Here is a 25,001-nt window from a genome sequence, read left to right on the forward strand (position 1 = left end):
CTCTGATGCAATCTACCTCAATGAATGCTTACACCCGCCATGAAACGAGCATCGAACTTTGATTCTTCCCTCGGCTCTGCCGCTTTGTTTACAAAGAAACTTGCCACAAAAGTGCATGTTTAAAAGGATGGCGAGCCCCATCCGACCTTAAGAAGTAAATTTTAAACGAATGAAAAGCCAAAAAAAGGGTGTTGATTTTCAAAAATAATGAAAACCAACACCCTTTAATAAGTTGGATACTCTTAATCCTCCTCTGCTTCAAGAGCTGCCTCCTCTGCATCTTGAGCAGCTTCGCGAGCCGCCTCTTCAGCGTCACTGGCTGTTTCTTTCGCCTCTTGAGCAGCCTCACGAGCTTTCTCTTCTGCTTCGCGGGCTGCTTCCTCTGCTTCCCTCATCTTTTCCTCTTTGGCCTCCTCTACTTTCTGCTCCAGTTCATCCACTTTTACATGCGCCTCCTCAATCTTCTCTTTTCTCTCCTCATACTCTCCTTCAGAGATCTCACCCGCTTCAAAAGCCTCTTCAGTTCTCTTTTCGGCATCACGGATTCTTTCTCTTGCCTCCTCAGATTTGTCCTTTCCTTTTTTTATGGATTCATCCAGCATTTTACGATTTTGCTCCCTGGCTTCGTGGGCACGCTGCTGTCCGAATTCACGACCTGACATTCCCTGCTTGTCTTTACCGAACCCATTACCCTTTGCTTTATCAGATGCCTCTCTGCCTGCATCCATCCCTTTGTCCATTTCTTTTCGTCCCTTATCCTTCCTATTTCCTTCATTACGATTACGTTCAAAATCCTTTTCCGCCTCCTCTTGATTATTACGAAGAGAATCAACGGTTTGCTCAACATTCTCTTTGGCTTCTTTGGCTTTTTGTCTGCCCTTGTTGCGCGCATTCTGACTGTTTCCCTGACCATAAGCCAATGAACCAGAAAAAGCCAGCATTACCAAAATCAATAAATAATAAAATCTTTTCATAATTATAGTTTTAAAAGTTAATCTGATTTATTCACAAATAATAGATTCCGATGTCCAACTAACTGCGAATTACAAGAAACCGCGGGCAAATTTGAAGAAGGAAACAGCGAACTACATTTAAATCACTATTGTCCGGAAATAACTATTATTAAAAAAGAAGATTGCTTCCAGCTTGGCTCCTCGCGGTCGCAATAACATTGTCTTAAAGATTCTTAGGAGGGTTGGCAGGGGGTGATTTTTGGCTTTGCGGAAAATCACCCCCTACCAACCCTCAATATATTGCAAATGTCCGTCATTGCAAACGTAGTGAAGCAATCTCATTTTTTTAACAGGACAACAAGACTTTCAAATCAAGTTTGTCGAGGACGCTTGTATTTTACCGGTAGTTGAGCATCGTAATAGATCGTTTATGAATTAACCAGGCCAAAAAGTCGCTTCAACAAAAAATATCACAAACTACTCAAGTTCATTGAGTGCGGCATCAACCTCCTCCATTTTTTGTTCCAACTCTGTGCGGGCTTTTTCAATTTCCACAGAAACGGAATCTGCTACCTCTTCACCGATTGCCTCCACATCAGAGGTTCCCTGTGTTGAGTCGGACTTATCTCCTCCCTGAGTTCCACAGGAGGCAAAAAACAATGAGACAATGATTCCCAAAAGGAATAAAGCTTTCTTCATAATTTTAATTTTTAAAGGTTAGACAACATAAAATATATATCTAAATTAATAAAACCCCAGCAAAGACAAATAACCTGAACAAATAATTTGTTATATTCGGGTTTTCCAAGATCCGGATAATTGAAGAGCCATTAAAAAAGGATACCATTAGGAATTCTTTATCCGGCAAACCATCAAAACCTAAGCCTTCAAAATAGAAGACGAACAACAAATCAAAAGGTTGAAAAAACTGAAGATTTAATGGAGAAAAATAAGAAATATGCCCTGATAACAGGAGGAAGTCAGGGATTTGGAAAGCTATTGGCACTCGAATTAAGCAGATATGGTTATAACGTCATACTGGTGGCGTTGCCGGGCGAAAACATCGAAGAAACAGCCACTGAGTGCCGACAACTGGGCATAAAGGCCGAAACATGGGAAGCCGACCTGACGAACCGTGACGAACTGCTGAAAATGACCGAGTGGGCCAACAATAACTTCAACATCAACATACTGATTAACAACGCAGGAGCCGGTGGAACCCAAACTTTTCATAAAAGTGATTTGACCTACATTGAGAATTTAATTCAAATTAATGTAACGGCCACTTCCATCATTACCCACCAGTTACTTCCCAACCTGCTCCGGCAGGATGAATCCTACATCCTGAATGTATCCAGCATGGCGTCCTTCAGCCCCATCGGATTTAAGACTGTTTACTCCGCCACCAAACGATACATTCAACATTTTTCCAGAGCTTTATGTCATGAATTAAAGGGAACCTCTGTTTTTGTGAGTGTGGTGCTTCCGGGGCCCATGAAAACCAATGCCGAAATAACCGGCCGCATTGAAAAGCAAGGTTTTCTAGGCAAAATAGGACTCGTAACCCCCGAAAAAGCTGCCAGGGTAAGTATTCGGAAAATGCTGAAAAAAAAGCCCTACATTATTACCGGCAAACGCAATTACATTAATAAATTCCTGCTTTCTCTGCTACCTCCTAAAATAAAAATGAATTTAATGACCAGAGCGGCCAGAAGGGAGATTGAGGAGGTTTAGGGATAAAGCGTTGAGCGTTGAGGAATGAGAAAACATCTAATTCCGGAAAGCAGAACAAAACAGAATTATGCCAAAAGTTTTAGTTACAGGAGCCAACGGACTGCTTGCAACAAACGTTATCCGTTACCTGTTGATATCAGGGTATGAAGTATGCGGTTTACTCAGAAACCCGTCCAAATACAATGGACCCCGTCATCAAAAATTGTCATTAATTACCGGAGACATTACAAATCCCATTCAGATAGAGGAAATACTGAGTGATTGCAACTATGTAATACACGTGGCTGCACTTACATCCCAAAGTTTTCCCGATTACAAAAAGTATGAAGAGGTTAATGTAACCGCGACAAGGAACCTGCTAAAGCTCTCTGTCAGGAACAAAGTTGAAAAATTTGTGTTTGTTAGTTCTGCAAATGCTTTTGGTTATGGCACCAGAAAAATTCCGGGCACTGAAGAAACGCCCATTAAACCTCCGTTTTCAAAATCCTTTTATGCTCGCAGCAAAGCGGAAGCTCAGGAAGAGGTTTTGAAATTTCAGAATCAAATAGCCATTTCAGTAGTAAACCCCACATTCATAATTGGTCCTTACGATGCAAAACCCGGCTCCGGTCAGATCATCCTGATGGGACACCGCAAAAAAATAATTTTTGCGCCACCCGGAGGTAAAAACTTTGTAAATGCCACCGATGCCGCCAAAGGTGTTGTTGCCGCCATGGAAAGAGGTAAAAACGGACAAGCCTATCTGCTCGCAGGAGAAAATCTTACATTTCGCGGGTTTTTCAGAAAATTAGCACAAATCGAAAAAAGACATCCCCTGATTATTACCATCCCTCCCTTTTTTCTAAATACAGCAGGCCTGTTCGGGGAACTTCTGCGTTTTCTAAAAATTAATACCCAGCTATCAATAACCAACACAAAAATGCTCTGTGTCAACAATTTCTACACCTCAACCAAAGTAAAAAAAGAACTCGAAATAAGCTTTAACGGCATTGAAAAGGGAATAAAAGAGTGCCTGGCATGGTTTAGGGAAGCCGGGGTAATTGACAAATGACCAACTGAAGAAGCGTTTTTCGGTCAAAAAAGCTAAATTTGCTCAGGACATAAAAACCGCAAATTACAAAATGGAACAGGAAACTGCCAAAACGAAGATAGAACAACTTAGGGATGAACTGAACCTGCATAACCATAAATATTATGTGGAGAACAATCCCGTTATTAGCGACCGGGAGTTTGACCTTAAGATGCGGGAGCTGATGAATCTGGAAAAAGAGTTTCCGGAATTTGAGGATCCCGACAGTCCCTCCATGCGGGTAGGCAGCGACCTGAACAAAGAATTTGAACAAGTTAGTCATAAGTACCCAATGCTGTCTCTTGGCAACACATACTCCGAAGAGGAGTTACAGGATTTTCATAACCGGGTAGTAAAACAGGTAGGCACTGACTTTGAATATACCTGTGAATTAAAATATGACGGAACGGCTATCGGTCTGACCTATAAGGACGGAAAACTTTTGCGGGCAGTGACCCGCGGCGATGGAACCATGGGGGATGATGTAACCCAAAATGTTCGGACCATTCGTTCCATCCCTCTGAAACTGAAAGGTGATTATCCTGAGGAATTTGAGATAAGAGGAGAAATTTTTCTACCCTTAAAAGGATTTGAATGGCTCAATGCCGAAAAAGAAAAAGCAGGAGAAACACCGTTTGCAAATCCGCGCAATGCAGCTGCAGGATCCTTAAAACTCCAGAACAGTTCATTGGTAGCCAGACGACCACTCGATACCTACCTATACTATATGCTCGCTGAGCAATTACCTACCCAAAGCCACTACAAAAACCTTATAAAGGCCCGTGCCTGGGGTTTAAAAATATCTCCACACACACAAAGATGCAAAACAATCAATGAGGTTTTTAAATTCATAGAACACTGGGAGACTGCACGTCATGAACTCCCATTTGAAATTGACGGTGCGGTCATAAAAGTGGATGACATCAACCTTCAGAAACAACTCGGATTTACAGCCAAAAGTCCACGCTGGGCCATTGCCTACAAATTCAAGGCAGAAGAAGCCAGGACACGGCTAATCTCTGTAGATTACCAGGTTGGTCGCACAGGTGCGGTAACCCCTGTGGCCAATCTTGAGCCGGTTCAACTGGCAGGAACTACAGTAAAACGAGCATCCCTGCACAATGCAGATATTATTTCCGGTTTAGGACTTTACCTCAACGACGTGGTTAGCGTAGAAAAAGGAGGTGAAATAATCCCCAAAATTACCGGTGTGGTCATTGAAGAACGTAACGACGACAGTGCTCCTGTGGAATTTATAAAAAACTGTCCGGAATGTGGAACTCCTCTGATGCGCATTGAAGGAGAAGCAGCACATTACTGTCCGAATACAGCCAGTTGCCCTCCACAAATTAAAGGAAAACTTGAACATTTCATTTCGCGACGGGCCATGAATATCGACGGACTGGGTACGGAAACCATAAACCTGTTGTACAGCAAAGGACTGGTGACAACACTCCCCGACTTATACAGAATAAAAGCCTCACAGTTAATAACACTGGAACGTCTGGGAGATAAATCGGCCAGGAATATTGTTTCCAGCATCAGAAAGTCATTAGAAGTGCCTTGGCCCAGAGTTTTATTCGCTTTGGGTATAAGATTTGTGGGAGAAACTGTGGCCAAAAAGCTTGCCCGAACCTTCACTTCAATTGATCAGCTGGCCAATGCATCAGAAGAAGAACTTATTTCTGTGGATGAAATTGGCAAAAAAATTGCTGGAAGTATTCTGGCCTTTTTTAATTCGGAAGCCAACCGTGAAATGATTAAGGAGCTGAAAACCTTCGAACTTCAACTGGCAGGATCAGAAGAACAGGGTTCGTCCGAATCCGCTTCCAATGTTCTGGAAGGCAAAACCATTGTGATAAGTGGTAAATTTACAAAATATTCCAGGGACCAGTTAAAAGAAATGATCGAAGGCCATGGAGGAAAAAATACCGGCTCGGTTACCGGAAATACAGATTATCTGGTTGCCGGAGAAAACATGGGCCCCAGCAAACTGGAAAAAGCCGAAAAACAAGGCGTTACCATATTATCAGAAAATCAATTTCTTGAACTAATCGGAGAAGAGTAAATTTTCGACCCTGCTCCGTCACTGAAAACAAAAAACGCGTGATACTTCTAAAAAAACAACGAGAAAATTTCGGCAGATGGATGCTGCGCAACACGCTTAAAAAGAGTTCGCGCAGCGTTGAGATGAAAAAACTAACCGATTTGAAAAATGTCGGCATATTTTTTGATTCCTCATCAGAAAAGTGCCGAAAGGAAGTTAAAGCATTCATAAAAGATCTGAATAGCCAAAATATAAATTCCAGGGCAATTGGATTTTTTAATGCGCAAGAGGCCGAGGATAATCTCATTAGTGACCAAAAACTATATTATGCCACTTTGAGAGATTTTTCTTTCTTCTTTCTTCCGAAAAGTGAAGAGCTGAAAGAGTTTATCCAGAACGAGATGGATGCCTTATTTGTTTATTCGGCCAATGATGTTTTTCCTGCCACAGCCACGATAAAACTGTCGAAAGCCAAGTTGAAAATCGGTTTGTCAGGAAAATTTGAAGATGCACTTGACCTGACTTTTGAGCTTTCGGACAATGCACCTGAGCATCTGACAGAACAAATCAAAAGATATCTGTAACACACCATTGATTTAAAATTTGCTTAAAACATTTCACCCTCTAATACAATTACTTATGAAAACTACAGCTTATATTCTTGTTCTCTTCACATTCGTAGCTTTCCTTCAAAGTTGCGGTACCCGTAAAGTTGAGCGCATAGATACCGAAGAGATTATCGACCTAAGTGGTCGTTGGAACGACACCGACTCCCGCATAGTGGCAGAGGCCATGGTAGAGCAGGTGCTGGAAGCCCATTGGTTAAAAAACTTCCAGGAGAAACACAACGGACAAAAACCTGTGGTAATTGTTGGGCTGGTTTACAACAAATCGCATGAGCACATTGAAGCCGAAACCTTTATCAAAGACGTTGAAAGAGCATTTATTAACAGTGGCAAAGTAAGACTCGTTCAGGCAGGCGATAAGCGGGAAGAACTGCGCCGGGAACGTGCCGCACAGCAGGAGTTTGCTTCGCCGGAAACTGTAAAAGCCTGGGGACGTGAACTTGGCGCCGATTTTATGATGAATGGTGACATCAATTCCACCGTTGATACCTATAAAAAAGAACGTGTCAATTATTATCAGGTGAATCTGGAACTCACAGATATTGAAACCAGTGAAATTGTCTGGATTGGTGATAAGAAAATCAGGAAATACATAAAAAATTAATCTTCAATTTTCAATAAACAATTACCAATGACCTAATTAATTGATAATTGATAACTGGTAATTGGTAACTGATAATTGGTAATTGGTAATTGGTAATTGGTAACTGATAATTGATAACTGATAACTGATAATTGATTTATGGCCCGGATTCCCAAGGCAATAGTAGTTTGTTTGTTGGCGATACTGATCGCTGCCTGTGCAACTTTTTATCAAAAGACCTATCAGGTACAATCCAATATTGCATCAGGAAATTTTGAAAAAGCAGAAAAGCTTCTTGCCAATGATACCAAATGGGCAGAAAACAATCACCGGGTTCTGTACTACATGAATCGGGGTGTGGTATCATTTATGATGAATGATTACCGCGAAAGTATCAATTTCCTTAATCAGGCGGACTATTACATTGAAGATTACTCCAAAAACTATGGTTGGGAAGCCCTTGCGATGATCTCCAATCCGATGGTAAAACCCTACCGACCGGAAGATTTTGAATCTGTAATGCTTCATTTTTACAAATCGCTTGCATTTTTGGCACTCAACGATTACGAAGGTGCTTTGGTTGAAGCCAGACGGGTAAACATAAGGCTTCAACAACTCAACGACAAATACAAAGACCACAAAAACAAGTATCAACGCGATGCATTTGCCCACAACCTGATGGGATTGATCTATGAGGCTGCAGGCGACTATAACGATGCTTTTATTGCCTACCGAAATGCATTGGAAATTTACGAAACGGATTACAAGGAATTATTTGACCTGGAACCTCCACAACAACTGAAGCAGGACTTGCTAAGAGCGGCAAAAAAGACAGGCTTTGAAGATAAGGTCAGTTTTTATGAAAACAAATTCAATGTTCAGTCTCCCCCAACGCTGAAGAGTAATCAGGGGGAATTGGTTGTTTTCTGGCTTAATGGCATGGGGCCCGTCAAGGAGGAATGGCAAATTACCATATCTAATTATGGAATGTCCAACGGCGTTGTTGCTCTGGGCAACCAGGAGATGGGATTGCACTACACCTATTCGGCCAACAGCCTGTCGTCACGCGAAAAAGCTGCCTTTAAGGATCTTTCCTTTTTACGTGTAACCTTTCCACGATACCGGGAACGCTTTCCGGTTTTTTCCAACGGACGCATTACCGCCAACGGGGAAACCATTTCTTTTGAACAGGCACAAGACATCAATAAAATAGCTTTTCAAAGTCTGAAAGACAGAATAGTACGAGAGTTAGGCAACACTCTTTTGCGACTGGCTACTAAAAGAGCTATGGAAGAACTGGCTGCCAACGAAAACGAAAATCTGGGCACCATTGTAAGTATTGTTAATGCAATGACCGAAAAGGCGGATACCCGCAACTGGCAGTCGCTTCCCTATTCTGTTTCATACGCCAGAATTCCATTGCCGGCAGGACAGCAAACCATCGATTTGAGTTTTTCAGGTCGTAATTCGGTAAATGATCAGATCACGGTTGATATCCAACCCGGGAAAACCTCTTTCTTCACCTATCACACAATGACCAGCACCGCTTTTTAATTCCCTGATTAAAAAACAAAACCCCGGCATGTGACACTACCGGGGCTTTTTGTCCTGCGATTTTATCTCTATGGCTATGAAAAAAAAAGAGGACCATTTTGTATAGAAATCAGCTATTTCTGTCCCAAAGCTGACACATAAAATTTTCCGTTGATAACACCATCTTTATGATTAACCTGCAAGAAATAGAGTCCCTCGGAGAAATCTCTCACATCAAGCTCAATTTTCTGAATTCCCTTTCTTGTCCAGGTCTTAATTAAATTACCCGATACATTGTAGGCAGACAACCGGCATGATCCGTCTGGATTGAACGGTAAATTAACAATCAACAAAGAATCGACTGGATTGGGATACAAAACCAATCTGTTCAAATATACATTTTCTTGAGCAGAAGCCCCAACAGAAAGGTTAATTCTGTTCAAATTATATTCAGAATAAAGAGTCATCAGGCGGATTTTACTTCTCCCCTGCTTTAGAGAAACTTTCCCTGTCTGAGTCTGCCATTTTTGCCATCCGCCGGTTGATTGAAAAGTCATGGTATCCAATGGCACCCATTCATGGTTTTGTTCCTGTAAAAAGACAAGTTGCGGAGCAGTTCGTTCGGTGGCAACGCGGTATTCGACCTGAAAAGTCTCATCCTGCTTTACCTCCACATAATATTCCACATAATCCCCGGGATTGGCATAAGCGGTATTCATTCCTCCCCCTGTATCCTGACAACCTTCCAGTTCAAAACCATTATTCACCACAAAATCTTCGGCTTCGATGCTTCCCGGAATTTCAAATACTTCGGGGATAAGATTTTGAACTTCTAACTCAAAGGAAGAAAGTTCCTGACCATTGCTAACAACGGAATTTCCGATATAAGACACTACGATATTGTCACTGATCCTGAAATACTCCGGCAATAAAAGCATTAGTTTCCGTGGAGTCCCTTCATTCCATAGTATCTCAGAAACTTCCACTTCGTTACCGGCCACCTCAATATTAAAATCATTGACTAAAATGGAGTTGGTCTCTCCCGAGAAAGGCTTATTCAAAAAAAGCTGAACCACATCACCGGGGTATTCGGTTTTTGCAAGTATTGCCGAAAAATCGACAGATGAAACCGGAGAGGGAGCATCAAAAGAAAAATAATTCAGATTGACTCCCCCCTGTTCAATGATGCATTTGATCTGAACTGTTCCAGCCGGTAAAACAATGTCTTCAACAACCAGGGTTGCCCAGGTTTGATACCCTCCTGTAGCAGGAAGCGAAATGACCGGTGTCAAAGGCATACCGTCTGCCTCGAAACGAATTCGGCTACCGGAAGCGGCAGCATACCGGATGGCTAACTTCCAGGCAGCATCTTCTTCAACTTCAATGGTGTATTGCATCCACTCTCCATCTTCCGTCCACCCTACATTGTAACCGTTGGACTCATCAGCAGCATCGGAACAAGCTTCAATATCCACCCCATCATTGCGGTAAGCCCATCCCTGATTCCAATTGGTATATTCCCCATTCTGATCCAGGTGATAATTGGCAGTATCATTATCAAAATAAGCGTAATGCACGCGTCCCAAATCATAATCGGTGAAGAAAACAGGATTGTCGGTTGTGTGTTTTGTAAACGGCTTCGTCTTGATGGTATGAGGTTGTCTGATTTTGGCATCGATCACATCATTTTGAACGATACAGTTTTCTATCTTATGATTTTCGGCAAACTGTAAGACTGCCTGAAAGGCTTCCTCCTCTGTCATCTCTGTCCCTTCTCCCTTCCAATATTCCAGCAACCGCTCGTACTCCTTATTTACTTCTACTCTAAGTGGATTGTTTATTCCGGCCTTTTTTACCGGCCACCACGACCAACCAATCTGATTCGACTCGCACAAATGCACCAGATTGGTGAACCAGGTATTGGAATTCTCGCCGGTTTCGCCCAGCCAGATAGGGATATCATAAGTATCTCGCAAATCCAGTACCCAACCAATGGATGCCCGGGTATTGTAGTTCCAATATTTGTGAAAACTATACACCATATTATCGTCCCAAGGTGGCGTGAGATCAGAAAAATCGTTGGCAAAACCATTTCCTTCAATAAATATGATATGATTTTGATCCGTAGATCTGATGGCCTCAGTGATACGACCATATAAATCACGCATTTGGGAATTGTTCCCTTCCGGAAATGTCCAGTTAGTCTCATTAATAAGATCATAACCCCCAATCCACGGTTCATTGGCATAACGCTCTGCAAGTTTTCCCCAAAGTGCTACCGTCTTGTCTTTATTTAAATCACTCTCCCACAACGACGGTTTATTCGGATCGTAATCCGAAATGTTGGCATCTTTGCCTTGTCCCCCGGGTGCTCCATGCAAGTCTAGAATAAGATACATCTGATTACCACCACACCAGTCCAACAGAGAATCAAGCATCTCAAATCCTTTATTTCGCCACGTAATTTCTCCCTCCACAGGTTCTTCCTCAACAGGGGGGGTAAACCACTTGTAATGCATAGCTACCCGAACGGTGTTGTATCCCCACGATTTCATAGAATCCACATCAGCACGCGTAAAATGATACTGCAACCAGGCATTGTAAAAGCTGTCTGTTTTTGCTGCCCCGATGGTCTCTTCCAGACGGGCTCTGAATTCATGTTGTGTACCTCCCAGGCCGGCAGTTTTCATCATATACCCTTCCTGCAACATCCAATTTCCGGTTCCCAAACCGCGGATTATATATTCCTCTCCATTGCCGTCATAAATATATTTACCATTGGTATGCAAAAATCCCTGACCTGAAGCAGATATAAGTGCTAAAAGAAAAAATAAAAAAAGTAGTAGATTGGTTTTCATAAGAGACAGATAAAAAGGGTATTTCATGCATATATAACACACGAAACACCCCGGATTAATGAAAAAGCAAAGACCATTATTGATAGATTCTTACATAATCGACTCTCATAGTTGCCGGAAAGATTGAATCATCAACACCGTGAAGTCCACCCCAATTTCCGCCAACAGCAACATTCAATATCAGATAAAAGCGCTTGTCAAAAGGCCACTCAGGCGCCCCTCCTTTGGTATTATTGAAAGTAAAGACCAATTTATCATCGATAAAAAAGTCAATTTTTTCTTCATTCCACTCAATGGCATACACATAAAAAGCCTCTTCACAGTCAGGGACATAAGTGGCTTTTCCTTTCTGGGTCCCTATACCATGGTTAAAAGCTCCTGTATGCACGGTTGTATGAATAGAATCGGGGTCATACCCTACATGCTCCATAATATCAATCTCTCCACTTTCGGGCCACCCTCCATACTCCCAATCTGTAGGAAGCATCCAGATAGCAGGCCAGATTCCGCGGCCACCAGGCACTTGTGCCCTGATTTCCATCCTACCGTAGAGCCAGTCACCCTTTTCCTTAGTTGTGAGACGTGCCGAGGTATAGTTAAAGTCATCCAGTTTCTCACGAACGGCAGAAATATGTAAATATTCGCCATCTACCCAGGCATTTTTTTTATCCCGTACAGTATAATACTGCAATTCATTATTTCCCCATCCATAAGAATTACCAACGGTATCATAATTCCATTTGGTCTCATCAGGAAGGCCTTCATAATCAAACTCATCACTCCAAACCAAATCAAAATTGCCCTTATCTCTTGCAGAACACCCCCAATTAAAAAAGGAGGCGCCAAACAAAGCAAGGAGAAGAATAAATTTCCAGGAACTCATAAAATTCGAATTTAAAAGATTAAATGAAGCGTGACAAAGAAAATATCCCAATCACCGCCTGTAACATATTAGTTTATTAGTACATTAAATAAGTGACCCGTTTACTGTTAAAGCAAGTCCTTCAAATCGGCAAACATTGGTCACCAGTCCCTTATTCACCATTATCCGGCGCCCGTCTTTTCTCCAGGTCAGCCTGCATTTGAAGACTTGTTTTCTTATCAATGGTATAGAAGTACAACAATGCAGCACACGACATATATAAAATACCGGGAATCACGGAAACCATGAGTTTTATGCCATTTATGGCAGTTTCGGTTTGAACGGCGTTGGCTTCAAAATTAAACAATACCAGAAGCCACCCTGCCAAAGCTCCACCTATTCCCCATCCTGCCTTTTGACCAAAGGTTGCAGCTGAAAACACAAGCCCGGTGGCTCGTTGACCGGTTTTCCACTCTGAGTAATCAGCGGTATCGGCCAACATCGTCCATAACAACACCACCGCCGGAGCATAAGTAAACTTGGCCAAAATATTGAAGATATAGATTAAGGTATAATCACCCGGCCCTGGAATATATAGCAGTCCAAAGAAAATACCCGATAAAATTGTACTTCCCATAAACACATTGCGGTTTCCAAAGCGTTTTGCCAAAGGTTTGGCAATCGGCAATCCAACGATCAGGGCGATACTGCTCACTACATTAAACAACTGTACATTTTCCTCAGTTCCTATATAGTACTTAAAGTAATAAGCGATGGAAAGATTCTGCAGGGCAAACATGATAAATGACACAATCCCCACAAGAGCCAAAATAACCCAGGGCCTGTTTTTTACCAGGTCTTTAAAGTCAGACTTTATGGATTGCTGAGCAGAAACTTGTGGCAATACGCGCTCTTTGGTTGAGAAAAAAGTTATCAGGAAAAATACAACACTTAAAAAGCCTAGTATCATAAGTGTATATTGATAACCTTTTGCCTTATCCACAATATTGTCATTGGCACGCACGTCAATAATCGATTCAAGCACAGAGGTGTCAATGTAATGAACATCTTCACGGGCCAGAGGATAAGGGATAACACCTGCGACGTTCATTTTCGCCTTGATAGCTGTTGAGTCAAAGGCCATAACACTGCCCCCATAATCCAACGTATCATTCCCGGATGGTGTTACCACAATATAAGCCACACCATCAGCCACCTTTTCGTCTTCATCTTCTATAGAATAACGCAAAGTATCAATTCCTGCAAAACCGGGATTCAATTTATACAAAATACTATCAGCATTAATTACCTCTGCCACACCACCTTTTGATTGATGCTCAACAATTTGCGTTTTAAAATCGCCTTTTCCGAAATAGATGGCCATCGACAAAGCCAAACCGGTTACAATCAACTGTCCCGAAAAGGCACTGACAAAACGAAAGGTATTAATGCCGGCTCTTTCGGTTGAATCCGAAGTCATTACGGCCATCAGCGATGAATACGGTAAATTAATAGCCGTATAAGCCGTCATCAGGAGAAAGTATGTGACAGCTGCCCAAATGACCTTTCCGGTCTGATCTAAATCAGGCGTGGTAAATGTCAACACTGCCAATATAGCATAGGGAACAGCAGTAAATAAGATATATGGACGGAACTTCCCCCATCTTGAGGTGGTTCTGTCCGAAATGACGCCCATCAGCGGGTCATTAACCATATCCCAAACACGGGCAATCAGCATAATCGTTCCAGCGGCAGCTGCCGAAATACCAAAAGTATCTGTATAAAAAATAAGGATCCAAAAGCCCACCATATCCCATACAAAATGGGACGCGGTATCGCCCAGGCCATAGCCCAGTTTCTCTTTGAAAGACAATTTTGTTACTGTTTTTGACATTTTGTATAAATTAAGATGGTCTTACTACTAATTTTCTTCATCCTGATGATGCACTTTACCACGCCGTGCAATTAGTGCTTCACGTATCTCATTGGCCTTTTTCTCAGTAATGTCGTAAGGGAAAATTACCAGAATCGCCATTAAGGCAGTAAAAATTGGAATTGCGATATCCGCTATCCGAAGATTGACGATGGTGTCGGCTGTTTGGACATCCACATTTTCATTGAAACCCACATAATGCAATACAATCCCACTCAATAAAATGGCCAATGCATTTCCAAGTTTAACCATCCACCAATACACTGCACCAAACATAGCTTCCCGGCGCTCACCATTTTTCAATTCATCCAGATCGCAGACATCCGCTGTCATTGACATCATCAGAGTAAACAGACCTCCAATACCGAATGACAAAAAAGGAATGGGCATAAACATAAGCCACGGATTTTCCGGGTTGAAGCCCCACCATTTGAGTGAATATCCGATAACAGAAATTAGAGTAGCTATGATAAAGGCATTTTTCTTTCCTACCTTTTCTGAAATTTTGGTGACAACAGGAATCACTAAAAAGGCCGTGGCAAGAGCGCTAATAGTTCCAAACCATGCAGGCCAGTTACCGGCTGCCGCTTTATCACCACTGAACAGGTAGTAAACAATGATAAAAAACGCAAATTGGGCAATGGTCTGAAAACCATTAAAGATCAAAAAGGTGGCCCCACACAGGCGAATAAACGGTTTGTTTTTTAAGGTTTTCTTTATACCGGACAGAAAGTGCTTAAAGTTAGCGGCCATCTCACTCATGGATAACCTTTTCATCTTGTCCTTTTCGGGGACAATCATCTCCTTATTGAACAAAGCCGGCATGATGCCCAGAATCATACATAGACCACCAACCCATATCGCAAGAATACGGGCACCTTCAGGTGCCGAATCGAACAATGACTGGTTGTAAATAATAACCCAAAACCAGGGGGCAATCATCCATGCAATTTGTCCCATAAACTGAGATACCGCCATCAAGCGTGTACGCTCATTATAGTCGGGGGTCATCTCATAGCCCAGACCAATAAGCGGGGTAGCAAAAATGGTGTAGCCAATGTAGAAGAACAGAGACACAATCAGGAAGTAAAAGAAATTATACAGCTCCGAATTTTCCGGATTCAACTGCCACATAATCATAAATGCAACACCGGCAATGACACTTCCCAGCAAAATATAAGGTTTCCGCCGTCCCCATCTGGATTTGGTGTTATCCGATATAAATCCCATAACAGGGTCTGTAAGGGCATCAATCAGCCGGGGTAAGGCGCCTAATAAACCGGCTAATATCGGATTCATGCCCAAAGACATGACCAAAACAACCATGAATACGCCCAATGCTGCTGGGAATAACTGATTGGCCAAATGGCCTGAACCAAAAGCTATTTTCTGAAAAAAAGGTACCTTATCTTCTTTGGCGATCCTAATAGCATTCATAATGCGGTGCTTTAAAAAATGGATTAATTGAAAAGAGATCAGAGCATTGTTTCCAGCCGGGATTATTCATAAATTATCTATTACGATGTTCAACTACCTGCTAAATTCAGGCGTCCTCAATAAAATTGACTTGAAAATAGTTCACTATTTTCTTCATCAATTTTCTCTGCGGTTGCCTGGATTCATTGGTATTTAAGCATCTCATAACCAAGACTCATGAAACGAAGTTCGACGAAGTCAATAAACCAGGCTAATGGTTCTGTATCAAAACCTTTTTGGGACTCCGGTCTATATTATACAAGCCCCAGTGTTTCTCGGCCCCTAAAGGGTTATTCGGATCTCCTTTCCAATCCTCGTCAAAGGCTTCAAAAAAGAAGGTAGTGATATTCATTTTTTTGGCCCATGTCATCAGCTCATTGTAGTACCTCAACTGCTTTTCCTCGCTGGCACGTTCTCCAAATTCAGATCCTTCACTGGCCTAACCGGCTTCACTAATAACTATGGTGCTGTTGGGCAATGCGTCCCGTACTTTTTGAACATTTTCTATGGAGTAACTTAAGCCTTCATCAATGTCTTTTCCTTCCCACACCGGATAGATGTGAATGGCAATAAAATCCAGTTCCCCAGCCAGCTTCTCTCCATGAGCAGCCCACCATTCATAATTCTCGGCAACAGTAACAGGTTGGTCAATAGCCATTTTCACCTTTCTGCAGTAGGCAATTACCGAATCAGTTTCCACCAAATGGTCATTCCAATCCACCAGGGCTTCATTCCCCACATTTACAGCGGCAACAATATCAGCATACTGATTCGCCAGATTGATTCCACGCTGAATTTCTGCCTGATTGTCAACATTATTCTGATCAAGCACCTCCTGAGGAATCGGGTCATTGAGCCAGGCACAGCCTTCATGGTTACTTAATTCTGCTTTGAGCCAGATGCCGAGCATCACCTTAATTGGAAGATCATGTTCATCAATAATTCGCAATACGGAAGCCGAATTATGCTGAGAATCATACAACCTGATCAGATTAAAAAGGGAGTCCTGACTGATAATCTGCAAGTCCTCAAGTATCTCTTCATCGCTGGGCAATACCGCACCATCACCCCTGTCGGGATGCTGTCCGCTGCGGAAACCAGAATAACAAACGGCACGGTGCGTACCGGCCAGCAAATCCTCCTCATTTTGTTGAATAGATGCTGATTTTTTTTCGTTATCAGCAGACTTATTTTGCTGCTTTTTGCCTGACTGACAGCCGGAAACGCCGGCGACAAGGGTCAGAGCTATTATTGTTGACAAGATTATGGACCTGGACATACTCATTTCATTTTATTTTGTTTTTAACTCAATGGATTTAACCACTCCAATGCGCTTAAATATTTTACCTGAAGTATCAGCATCAATAACATTGTCAGAGAAGGTTATCTTTTCACCATCAGACATTGTCACAACTACCTCACTTTTATCAGATTTAGAATAAACCACCGGTACCTTACAAATAGTATATGCCAGTTGTCCGGGTTTGAGATTCAACACCTGTTTGTTATCCTCAACATCATAATAGGTAAACGCTGCCTCCTGCCTGAGTAATTCTTCAGGATTCATTAACGAAGTATTCAACACAATCTCCCCATTATTAACCTCTACACCAAGTTCTCCCATACGTGTGATAACATCTTCCTTTACCTGACCGGTCATTCCCGGTTGCTTCACCCCGGCACCACCCGGAGTATGGGAATATGCATCCGTGGGAAAAGCCCCATATAAATCGGGTGATTTATACAATCCGATACCAGCCTTAACTTCGTAATAATGATCTTTTAAACGTCCGATAACTGTCGGATCAACATTGTTTTTCTCTGCCACAAAATAGTTCTCCTGAACAGCAAGCAAAAGCTTGGACACCATGTGCCAGTATATGCTTCCGAGTCCCTCATAACCATAGAAAGTACCTGACCGACCGGTAAATGACTGATGATCAAACATTGATTCGTAAATGGCCAATATCCTTTCTTTGTCTTCATCAACCAGTTTACCATATTTCTCATCCGGTAATGCATCCAGTGCTTTAACCAATTCATCAGCATTGCGCATAACCCCGTTGAAATGATAGTTGCCAAGATTGTCACGTGATAGAATTGTGGTGTTGTTATCTGCCACCAATTTTGCAAGCAAGGCTGAATCTTCCACTTTCTCTGCAGGTATATTGTTCTTCTCTGCAAACAGCGGCAATTGACGATCAGGATATAAAATGTAACTGTACTGATCTTCACGGAACAAGGCACTGTCTTTTAAAGCATCCATTACGCTGAGGCTCTCATTGGCATCCAGATACCCGGAACTCAATACAGCCACCTGACCTTCAAGCATTTCATAAAGATATCGAATGGATATTCCCTCAGAATCAAAAGCAATAAGGTTATAGGCATGATACAAGCCATCTTCGCGCTTGTTGGCACGGATGGATTGATCCATATATTCCAATGCCACATCCAGAAACTGCTTCAGTTCATCCGTTTCAATACGAACACGTTCTCCTTTAAAAGATTCCTGATAAATAGTGTTACGATATGCTTCTCCGGCTTTACCCAATGTATCGGCAAAGCGTTTTCTATCAGCTTTACTGAATCCCTTTTCAAGCAGTCCGGTATTGTTGGCAAATAAGTTATGAACCACATCCAGCAACTGCTTCACCTCAATTGAAAGGGTTATTTCATGGCCTGACAAGTTTTCCAGATGATCGGCCCAGAACTTGATGAAGCGACGCATGTAATACAGTGTAACCATGGAGACACCGTTGCCCACCAATGCATTATTAGCATCGTTCCACTCCGGGCGTTGTGTATTGAGCCAGATTCCTGCCTCGGGAATGAAGTTGCTTAACTTGGCCAGTAGCGTCACCAAAATCTTTTCAGTAAGATTAACCCTGTAAAGCTCTCCGTTGGAGTCGGCCAACATCCGGGCATCAGCACCTGATTCAGCAACTTTTTCGTTAATGCAGGCATTTAATGCAGCATCAAATTCAATGGTATCCTGGGGATTGGAAACAATATCCTTGTAAGACTTGATACGGTACGGCACATTGGCATAAACAAAAATATCTTTCGAAAGAAGTGTTTCCAACTGTCCGGGATGGTATTTGTCTGATAACTCAAGTAGTTTCTGCAGGTAAATAATCTGATGGTCACCCCAATAACCAATATACGCCCATGGATCATTAGGATCGGGACACTCCCAGTCTATCCCTTCACGGGTAATTCGGTAGGGATTATAGCCGTCAGGTGTTGAAGCATTCAGGAATTTTGCCATCATGCCTTCCACAAATTCAGGAAATGAAAGTCCCAGCGCTTCCCAATTTTGGAAAATATCACGCCAGTTACCCTCGTAACTCAACTTGGGACTGCCGTCTTCATTTTTCGTTTCAATGGAGAATTTATTCCAGGGACGACTTGGATCACCATGACGACGGCTAAATGTTAATGGCAAATACTCATAGCAGATGCGAATTAAATCGGCATTCCCTTCTGCTTCAGCTTTATCAATCAGTTCTTTATTTGACAGTTGGGCGGGCAGTTCAGCCAACCAGGTTGAAAAGGCAGCTTCAACCTTTTTATTAACCTTATTAACAAACAATTTGAAATCAGCAGCATCAATCTGGTAGCCATCATTAAAAATACCTCCCCGCATGACATTAAACAGGGTATTAGAGAAATGACGCGCGCAACTTAAATCGTCACTGCCAAGCTGTAAACCATCAGCATCTGCTACTATTTCAATCAAGTTTCTGGTGCCATTTTCTATATCAGCGGAAATAACACCCTCAATATCCATTTCAGTTTGAATAAAATGGTTAAGTTCAGCTACGGCACCACCATCCTGGTTAATTTCAGCAACAAGACCCCAGTATTTCGATTCATTGGCTTTTAACTCAAAAGCATTGTTAATAAGATAGGCACCGCGAGCAGCTCTTACATCTTCTTCGGTAACTAAACTTTGTCCCGACTTGAAACTGTTAATCTGATTGTCAGACAAAAGAATGATGTTGTTATCAAGGCCCCACGACCATACAGTAGTAGCTTTGAGCGATTCACTGGGCTCGGCACGGTCAACCGGGATAGAGCTTAACGAAAAAACAGCCAATCCACTTTTTGCCAAAAGTTCGTTTTTCTTGTAGGCATTAAGCAAATTGCTGAATTCATTTTGAAAAGCATAATCTACACCATACGGCAAAATATTGCGGATACCATCTAAAACCTCTACCTTGATATTATCATCTCCATTATTCTTTATCGAGGATTTTCTAATGAAACCAAACTTTTCGCTGTTGGCCCATGAATATTGAAAACTTACTCCAAGATCCGGATTCTCTTCCTCAAAAATGATTTTATTACCGTAAATACTTTTATATACGTTACGTGCGATTTTGTAAACCTGAGAAGTCTCCTTTGCAAAAGGCTCCCATAACCAGGTTTTATTATCTTTTTCAACCAATAAACTGGTAAAACTTCCTGTCATTCGCTGATAATCGTGGATCTTATCATCGGTATAATATGGAAAGAGAGCATTATCACGATCTTTTCTTCCTGCAGATAATGAGCCATTACTGGACAAAAACATCCAATGATCAGAGTCACTAACGATGCTCATAAAAAAGTCATCCATCACATCGTAATGACTTATTTTGTAATATTTCTCATTGTCAAAAACGACAAATTCGCCATCCACACGATTCATGTTGTCGTTCAAATTCGTATCTCCTAAATAGATCTCTCTTCTTGTCATCATGTAATATTTAGTTTGTTTCGCTTTCTACCTGGTTAATTTCGAAGACCCTTTGCCAACGGTCGGTTTCACCCGGTTGCAGTGAAATGCTCTTAAACAGTTCGGGACTTACTACATGAGCTCGCCCCCAGAGGTTTATCTTTGCCGGCATAAAATCCACTGTTTCGGAAATGGACACATTCAGATGCCTGTCTATCAGTTTCCAATTGAAGCCTTCTTCCTTTGGTTCTGATATTTTCTCAAAGAAAAAGTCAGAATCCGGGGTATTTTTCCAGGATATTTTGTTTCCTGAATATGACAGACAGTTATTGGGGTTTAAGCCTTGGGAAAATTCCTTCTCATCAATTTCCTCTCCAACAACAAGTTGATGTTCAGTTGATAGCACTCGCTTACCAGGTGAAAGGAAATTGTGAACGTACTCCGAAGTATTGAATGTTTCTTTCCCCCGGTTCTCAAGCTGGTATTCAATAACAAACCCTTTATCGGTAAGCTTTATCGTTTTTTCAAGAACAAAGGCAAATTGATCAAAACTGTTGGTACATTTAAATTTCACATTAACATCATCATCTTCAGCGGCAAATTCAAAAGGAAGACACTCATAGTTATTAAAAAAGTCATATTCCTTGTTGTCTTCTTTCCGAAGCATTCCGACGCCAACTTTAGGAAAGAATTTCCCTGGTTTCATTTCATCGTACCCATTGGGTTGATCAATGCCAAATTCATTAAAAAACCCCTTACCCTGCTGGTCTGAATGACTGTCAAACAGCTCAGAAGTACAAAATGGAATACCTTTCCACCAAAGCTGAATTACTTTCCCAGTCCAGTCGAAACGTGAACCGATGTAACCTTGCTGTGGTTTCTCTATATTCAATTTTATGTGACCTCTGGTTAATCCAATCATTGCAATATTTTTGAACTGGTGGCCGGTAATCAGCCACCAGCTTATTATATTTTAGTATACATTGATATATAATTAGATTACTCTAATTCACAGTACTCCGGATTTGTGACAGTAGGACAACCCTTCAGATGCCTGTCACAATCATTACCGGACTACAAAACCGGTTGTGAGATGGGCATTAGAATCGCCTCCCACCCAAAGTTGGAATTCGCCCGGCTCAACCACCTGCTTCATATCAATATTCGTAAATGCCAGCTCTTGAACGGGAATAGTTAATGTTACTGTTTTCGATTCGCCTTTTTGAAGATCAATTCTTTCAAATGCTTTTAGCTCCTTCACAGGCCGGGTAACGTTACCAACGAGATCGCGTACATAAACCTGTGCTACTTCCTCTCCTGCGAATTCTCCGGTATTACTCAGGGTAAAACGAACTTCAATGGTTTCATCGCGGGCATAAACCTCCTTATCCAAACTCAAATCACTGTATTCGAAGGATGTATAAGACAATCCGTAACCAAAAGGATACAAGGGTATGAAGCCCGCATCAATGTAATGCGACTCATTGCCCAATGACGTCTGAGGAGCTTTTACAGGAATATCATACATCTGAGTCCAGGAATCGGGATTAGCCGGGCGTCCTGTATTTTTGTGATTGTAATAGATGGGGATCTGACCTACAACTTTTGGAAAGGTAACAGGCAATTTACCGGAAGGATTTGCCTTTCCTGAGACGATATCAGCCAGGGCGGCTCCTCCCATAGTTCCCGGATGCCAGGCATAAACAACCGCATCGGCATGTTCACTGATTTCACCAATGGTCAACGGACGTCCGGCCATAACCACCAAAACAAGAGGTTTGCCGGTTTTCTTCAATTCTTTAATCAGTTCATTTTGTACACCAGGCAAATCAATATTCGCACGTGAGTGTGCCTCACCTGATAAAATGGATTCCTCACCTCCGCAAAAAACGATCACATCTGAATTTTTGGCCTGCTCAATCGCTTTTCTAAAGCCTTTTTGGTGACGTGTCCGGCTAATGGGCATTCCTTCGGCAAATAAAACATTCTCCTGACCAAAAGTCTTATTAAAAGCCTGAAGTGGTGTTACTGTTAAAGTAGTATCCCCGTCAAAAATCCAGGTACCTAATTGTTCATAGGGCTGATCGGCCATCGGTCCGATAAGAGCAATTTTTGAAGAAGAATTGATTGGTAATGTTTTCTGTTCATTTTTAAGCAATACCATACTCTGTGTGGCAGCTAAGTTTGCAGCTTCAAGATATTCGGGCCTGGCAAACTGGTTTTGTTTTTCTTCAGCGATATAGGGGTTATCGAATAAACCAAGTTCAAATTTCACACGCAGTATATTGCGAACAGCCTGATTAATATCTTCAATATTTAAAGCTCCTTCTTTCAGCAACGCAGCTATATTATCTCTATAGGTGGTGGTGGCCATTTCCATATCGACACCGACCTTAATGGCACGGTGGGCAGCTTCTTTCTCATCAGCTGCAAAACCATGATTGATCATTTCCCAGGTGGATGCCCAGTCACTCACCACGAAACCATCGAATTGCCACTCGTTGCGCAATACATCTGTAAGAAGATATTTATTGGCTGTTGCCGGCACACCGTCAACTTCATTAAAACCGGACATAAAAGTACGAACACCGGCATCAACTGCAGCTTTGAAAGGAGGTAGATAAATATCGCGCAGTTCACGGGGAGGAATAGAAGTAGTATTGTAATCACGCCCACCTTCGGCGGCACCATAACCCGCAAAATGCTTTGCGCAGGCCGCTATGCTTGTTTCACCGTTAAGACTGTCACCCTGAAAACCCGTGACCATGGCAGCACCTAAAACGGAAGTCAGGTAAGGATCTTCACCAAGACTTTCAGCAATACGGCCCCAGCGGGCATCTCTGCTGATGTCAATCATTGGAGCAAAAGTCCATCTTACACCTGTGGAAGCAGCCTCCGATGCAGCAATACGTGAGCCTTTCTGAACCAACTCCGGGTTCCAGGTTGCTGCTTGTCCCAATGGAATAGGAAAAACTGTTTTAAAGCCATGAATAACATCACGGGCAACAATAATCGGAATACCTAAACGACTTTCTTCAACTGCAATTTTCTGCAGTCGGTTAATATTTTCCGGATCCACCTCATTCAGGATTGATCCAATCATGCCCTGTCGAATGCTCTCTTCGTTACCCTGACCACCACTCACCTGGCACATCTGTCCGATTTTTTCATCAAGAGTCATTTCTCCCAACAGCTGTTCAACCCTCTCTTCAACACCTGAAATCTTATCACTGCTATCACTCATCTGGCATGCCAGGCTGACAAGCATCATGATGATTATTACTGGTAAATGTTTTAAGCTTTTCATTTTATATCTTCATTTATTTTTTCCGATAACCCTATCAGCAGGCATCATTCCATTCACTAAATCTCCTACATACAGGTATTCACATTTTTCTGATTCAACAATCCCTGCGTACCTACCTGTTTTAATCCAATTCATAAACCCTTACGTAATCAACTTCCATCGATTGCGGGAAAATGCTGTTATCAATACCTTGTGCCCCTCCCCAGGTTCCACCTACTGCAAGATTCAGAATAAAAAAGTGAGGTTTATTAAATGGCCAGTTAGCATCATTCTTAGAAGCAGGAGCATAGACATGCACGATATTATCAGGTGAGTCAACATAGAAAGTAAGAGATTCTTCAGTCCATAATACCCCATAAATATGGAAATCCTCTTCTGCAGTAGGTAAAGACATGCTACTACCACTGCCATTGCCACCTGACCCTGCTGTTGTGTGCACTGTAGAATGAACAATATCAGGCTGATACCCCACATATTCCATGATATCGATTTCGCCACATGCCGGCCATCCAACTTGTCCTAAATTGCTGCCAAGCATCCAAATTGCCGGCCAGACACCGGTTCCGGAAGGCAGTTTTGCACGAATTTCAATCCGTCCGTAAGTAAGTTCCTGCTTGTTCATTGTGACCATACGGGTTGAGGTATAAGAGCCTCGTTCTTTATTGTCATTCTCTTTTCTGGCTGTGATGACCAACTTACCATCAGTAATTTCAACATTATCACCATCGGTGTAGTACTGCAGTTCATCATTACCCCATCCCCAGTCACCGGTTCCGATCTCAAAAGTCCAATTTGACTTGTTCACAGATGAACTGTTAAATTCATCGGACCAGATTAATCCTCCGGGAACAGTATAATCAGGGTCATCAGCGTCAATAATGACGGTTTTTGTCATCGTTTTTGTATCGGCGATACTATTTAGGGAGCCCCAAATAGTTAAAGTGACTTCATATTCACCTTTCAAAGGATAATAGACCGTTTGTTTCTGATCCTTGTCTGCATTTTTACCGGTGGACTGGCCATTACCGAAGTCCCATTCCACATATAAATAATCGCCGGATGACAAATTGGTAAGAATAATATTATTCGGATTTTGTGAATCAACTTCAATGGAGAAATCAGCAGTATAACCTTCCTGATTGTCTTCTTTACTGCACGATAAACATGCAGGGATAATAATTGCAATAATTAATAATTTAACACCTAACAGTAACCTATCCATCTCAAAGAAATTAGTTGCGTATGAAAGAAAAAGCAGGGAAAAATGGAAAGTGGAGAATAAACTCCACTTTCCAAA

Annotated in this window: 18 protein-coding genes; 6 read left to right on the plus strand and 12 right to left on the minus strand. The window is 42.0% G+C overall.

The window, feature by feature from the left end:
- Nucleotides 1-242 precede the first annotated feature (242 nt).
- Together W7W_RS0110280 and W7W_RS0110285 are read right to left on the minus strand one after the other, a co-directional pair.
- Nucleotides 243-974 carry a hypothetical protein gene (locus W7W_RS0110280; protein WP_010663684.1) on the minus strand — a complete coding sequence of 244 codons (732 nt, stop codon included), beginning with the start codon at nt 972-974 and terminating at the stop codon, nt 243-245.
- A 456-nt stretch (nt 975-1,430) separates the two neighbouring features.
- A complete protein-coding gene (locus tag W7W_RS0110285; RefSeq protein WP_010663685.1) occupies nt 1,431-1,652 on the minus strand; it encodes a hypothetical protein in 222 nt (73 codons plus the stop codon).
- Between the two features lie 240 nt (nt 1,653-1,892).
- On the opposite strand from W7W_RS0110285, the gene W7W_RS0110290 reads away from it, so the two are divergent.
- From W7W_RS0110290 to W7W_RS0110315, 6 genes are all read left to right on the plus strand, one after another.
- Entirely contained in the window at nt 1,893-2,687 is a 795-nt protein-coding gene (locus W7W_RS0110290; protein WP_010663686.1) for an SDR family NAD(P)-dependent oxidoreductase, read from the plus strand.
- Nucleotides 2,688-2,754: 67 nt separating this feature from the next.
- On the plus strand, nt 2,755-3,738 hold the full coding sequence (locus W7W_RS0110295; RefSeq protein WP_010663687.1) for an NAD-dependent epimerase/dehydratase family protein: 984 nt from the start codon (nt 2,755-2,757) through the stop codon (nt 3,736-3,738).
- Nucleotides 3,739-3,808: 70 nt separating this feature from the next.
- On the plus strand, nt 3,809-5,824 hold the full coding sequence (gene ligA, locus W7W_RS0110300) for an NAD-dependent DNA ligase LigA (protein WP_025007274.1): 2,016 nt from the start codon (nt 3,809-3,811) through the stop codon (nt 5,822-5,824).
- 38 nt (nt 5,825-5,862) lie between these two features.
- Nucleotides 5,863-6,387, plus strand: a complete 525-nt coding sequence (locus W7W_RS0110305) for a DUF6913 domain-containing protein (protein WP_234409065.1) — start codon at nt 5,863-5,865, stop codon at nt 6,385-6,387.
- A 55-nt stretch (nt 6,388-6,442) separates the two neighbouring features.
- Entirely contained in the window at nt 6,443-7,033 is a 591-nt protein-coding gene (locus W7W_RS0110310; protein WP_010663690.1) for a penicillin-binding protein activator LpoB, read from the plus strand.
- Nucleotides 7,034-7,171: 138 nt separating this feature from the next.
- The gene (locus W7W_RS0110315; RefSeq protein ID WP_010663691.1) at nt 7,172-8,566 is read left to right on the plus strand and encodes a COG3014 family protein; all 1,395 of its coding nucleotides are present in this window, start codon (nt 7,172-7,174) and stop codon (nt 8,564-8,566) included.
- Nucleotides 8,567-8,679: 113 nt separating this feature from the next.
- Here the strand turns inward: W7W_RS0110315 and W7W_RS0110320 are convergent, their stop codons facing one another.
- From W7W_RS0110320 to W7W_RS0110360, 10 genes are all read right to left on the minus strand, one after another.
- Nucleotides 8,680-11,403 (minus strand): carbohydrate-binding protein, encoded by a 2,724-nt coding sequence (locus W7W_RS0110320; RefSeq protein WP_010663692.1) that lies wholly within the window; start codon nt 11,401-11,403, stop codon nt 8,680-8,682.
- 76 nt (nt 11,404-11,479) lie between these two features.
- Nucleotides 11,480-12,286 carry a glycoside hydrolase family 16 protein gene (locus W7W_RS0110325; protein ID WP_010663693.1) on the minus strand — a complete coding sequence of 269 codons (807 nt, stop codon included), beginning with the start codon at nt 12,284-12,286 and terminating at the stop codon, nt 11,480-11,482.
- Between the two features lie 151 nt (nt 12,287-12,437).
- Nucleotides 12,438-14,159 carry an MFS transporter gene (locus W7W_RS22890; RefSeq protein ID WP_029510558.1) on the minus strand — a complete coding sequence of 574 codons (1,722 nt, stop codon included), beginning with the start codon at nt 14,157-14,159 and terminating at the stop codon, nt 12,438-12,440.
- Nucleotides 14,160-14,186: 27 nt separating this feature from the next.
- Nucleotides 14,187-15,635 (minus strand): MFS transporter, encoded by a 1,449-nt coding sequence (locus W7W_RS0110335; protein ID WP_010663695.1) that lies wholly within the window; start codon nt 15,633-15,635, stop codon nt 14,187-14,189.
- Between the two features lie 250 nt (nt 15,636-15,885).
- Entirely contained in the window at nt 15,886-16,044 is a 159-nt protein-coding gene (locus W7W_RS24055; protein WP_148660982.1) for a glycosyl hydrolase family 17 protein, read from the minus strand.
- A gap of 69 nt (nt 16,045-16,113) precedes the next feature.
- Nucleotides 16,114-16,953 carry a glycoside hydrolase family 17 protein gene (locus tag W7W_RS22025; RefSeq protein WP_052312570.1) on the minus strand — a complete coding sequence of 280 codons (840 nt, stop codon included), beginning with the start codon at nt 16,951-16,953 and terminating at the stop codon, nt 16,114-16,116.
- A 12-nt stretch (nt 16,954-16,965) separates the two neighbouring features.
- A complete protein-coding gene (locus W7W_RS0110345; protein ID WP_010663696.1) occupies nt 16,966-20,421 on the minus strand; it encodes a hypothetical protein in 3,456 nt (1,151 codons plus the stop codon).
- A gap of 7 nt (nt 20,422-20,428) precedes the next feature.
- Complete coding sequence (locus W7W_RS0110350; protein ID WP_010663697.1) at nt 20,429-21,319, minus strand: hypothetical protein; 891 nt, start codon at nt 21,317-21,319, stop codon at nt 20,429-20,431.
- Nucleotides 21,320-21,463: 144 nt separating this feature from the next.
- The gene (locus W7W_RS0110355; protein WP_025007315.1) at nt 21,464-23,704 is read right to left on the minus strand and encodes a glycoside hydrolase family 3 N-terminal domain-containing protein; all 2,241 of its coding nucleotides are present in this window, start codon (nt 23,702-23,704) and stop codon (nt 21,464-21,466) included.
- A gap of 121 nt (nt 23,705-23,825) precedes the next feature.
- Nucleotides 23,826-24,926: a family 16 glycosylhydrolase gene (locus W7W_RS0110360; protein WP_010663699.1), complete on the minus strand. Its 1,101-nt coding sequence runs from the start codon at nt 24,924-24,926 to the stop codon at nt 23,826-23,828.
- Between the last annotated feature and the right edge of the window lie 75 nt (nt 24,927-25,001).

The organism is Marinilabilia salmonicolor JCM 21150 (assembly GCF_000259075.1).
Taxonomy (GTDB): domain Bacteria; phylum Bacteroidota; class Bacteroidia; order Bacteroidales; family Marinilabiliaceae; genus Marinilabilia; species Marinilabilia salmonicolor.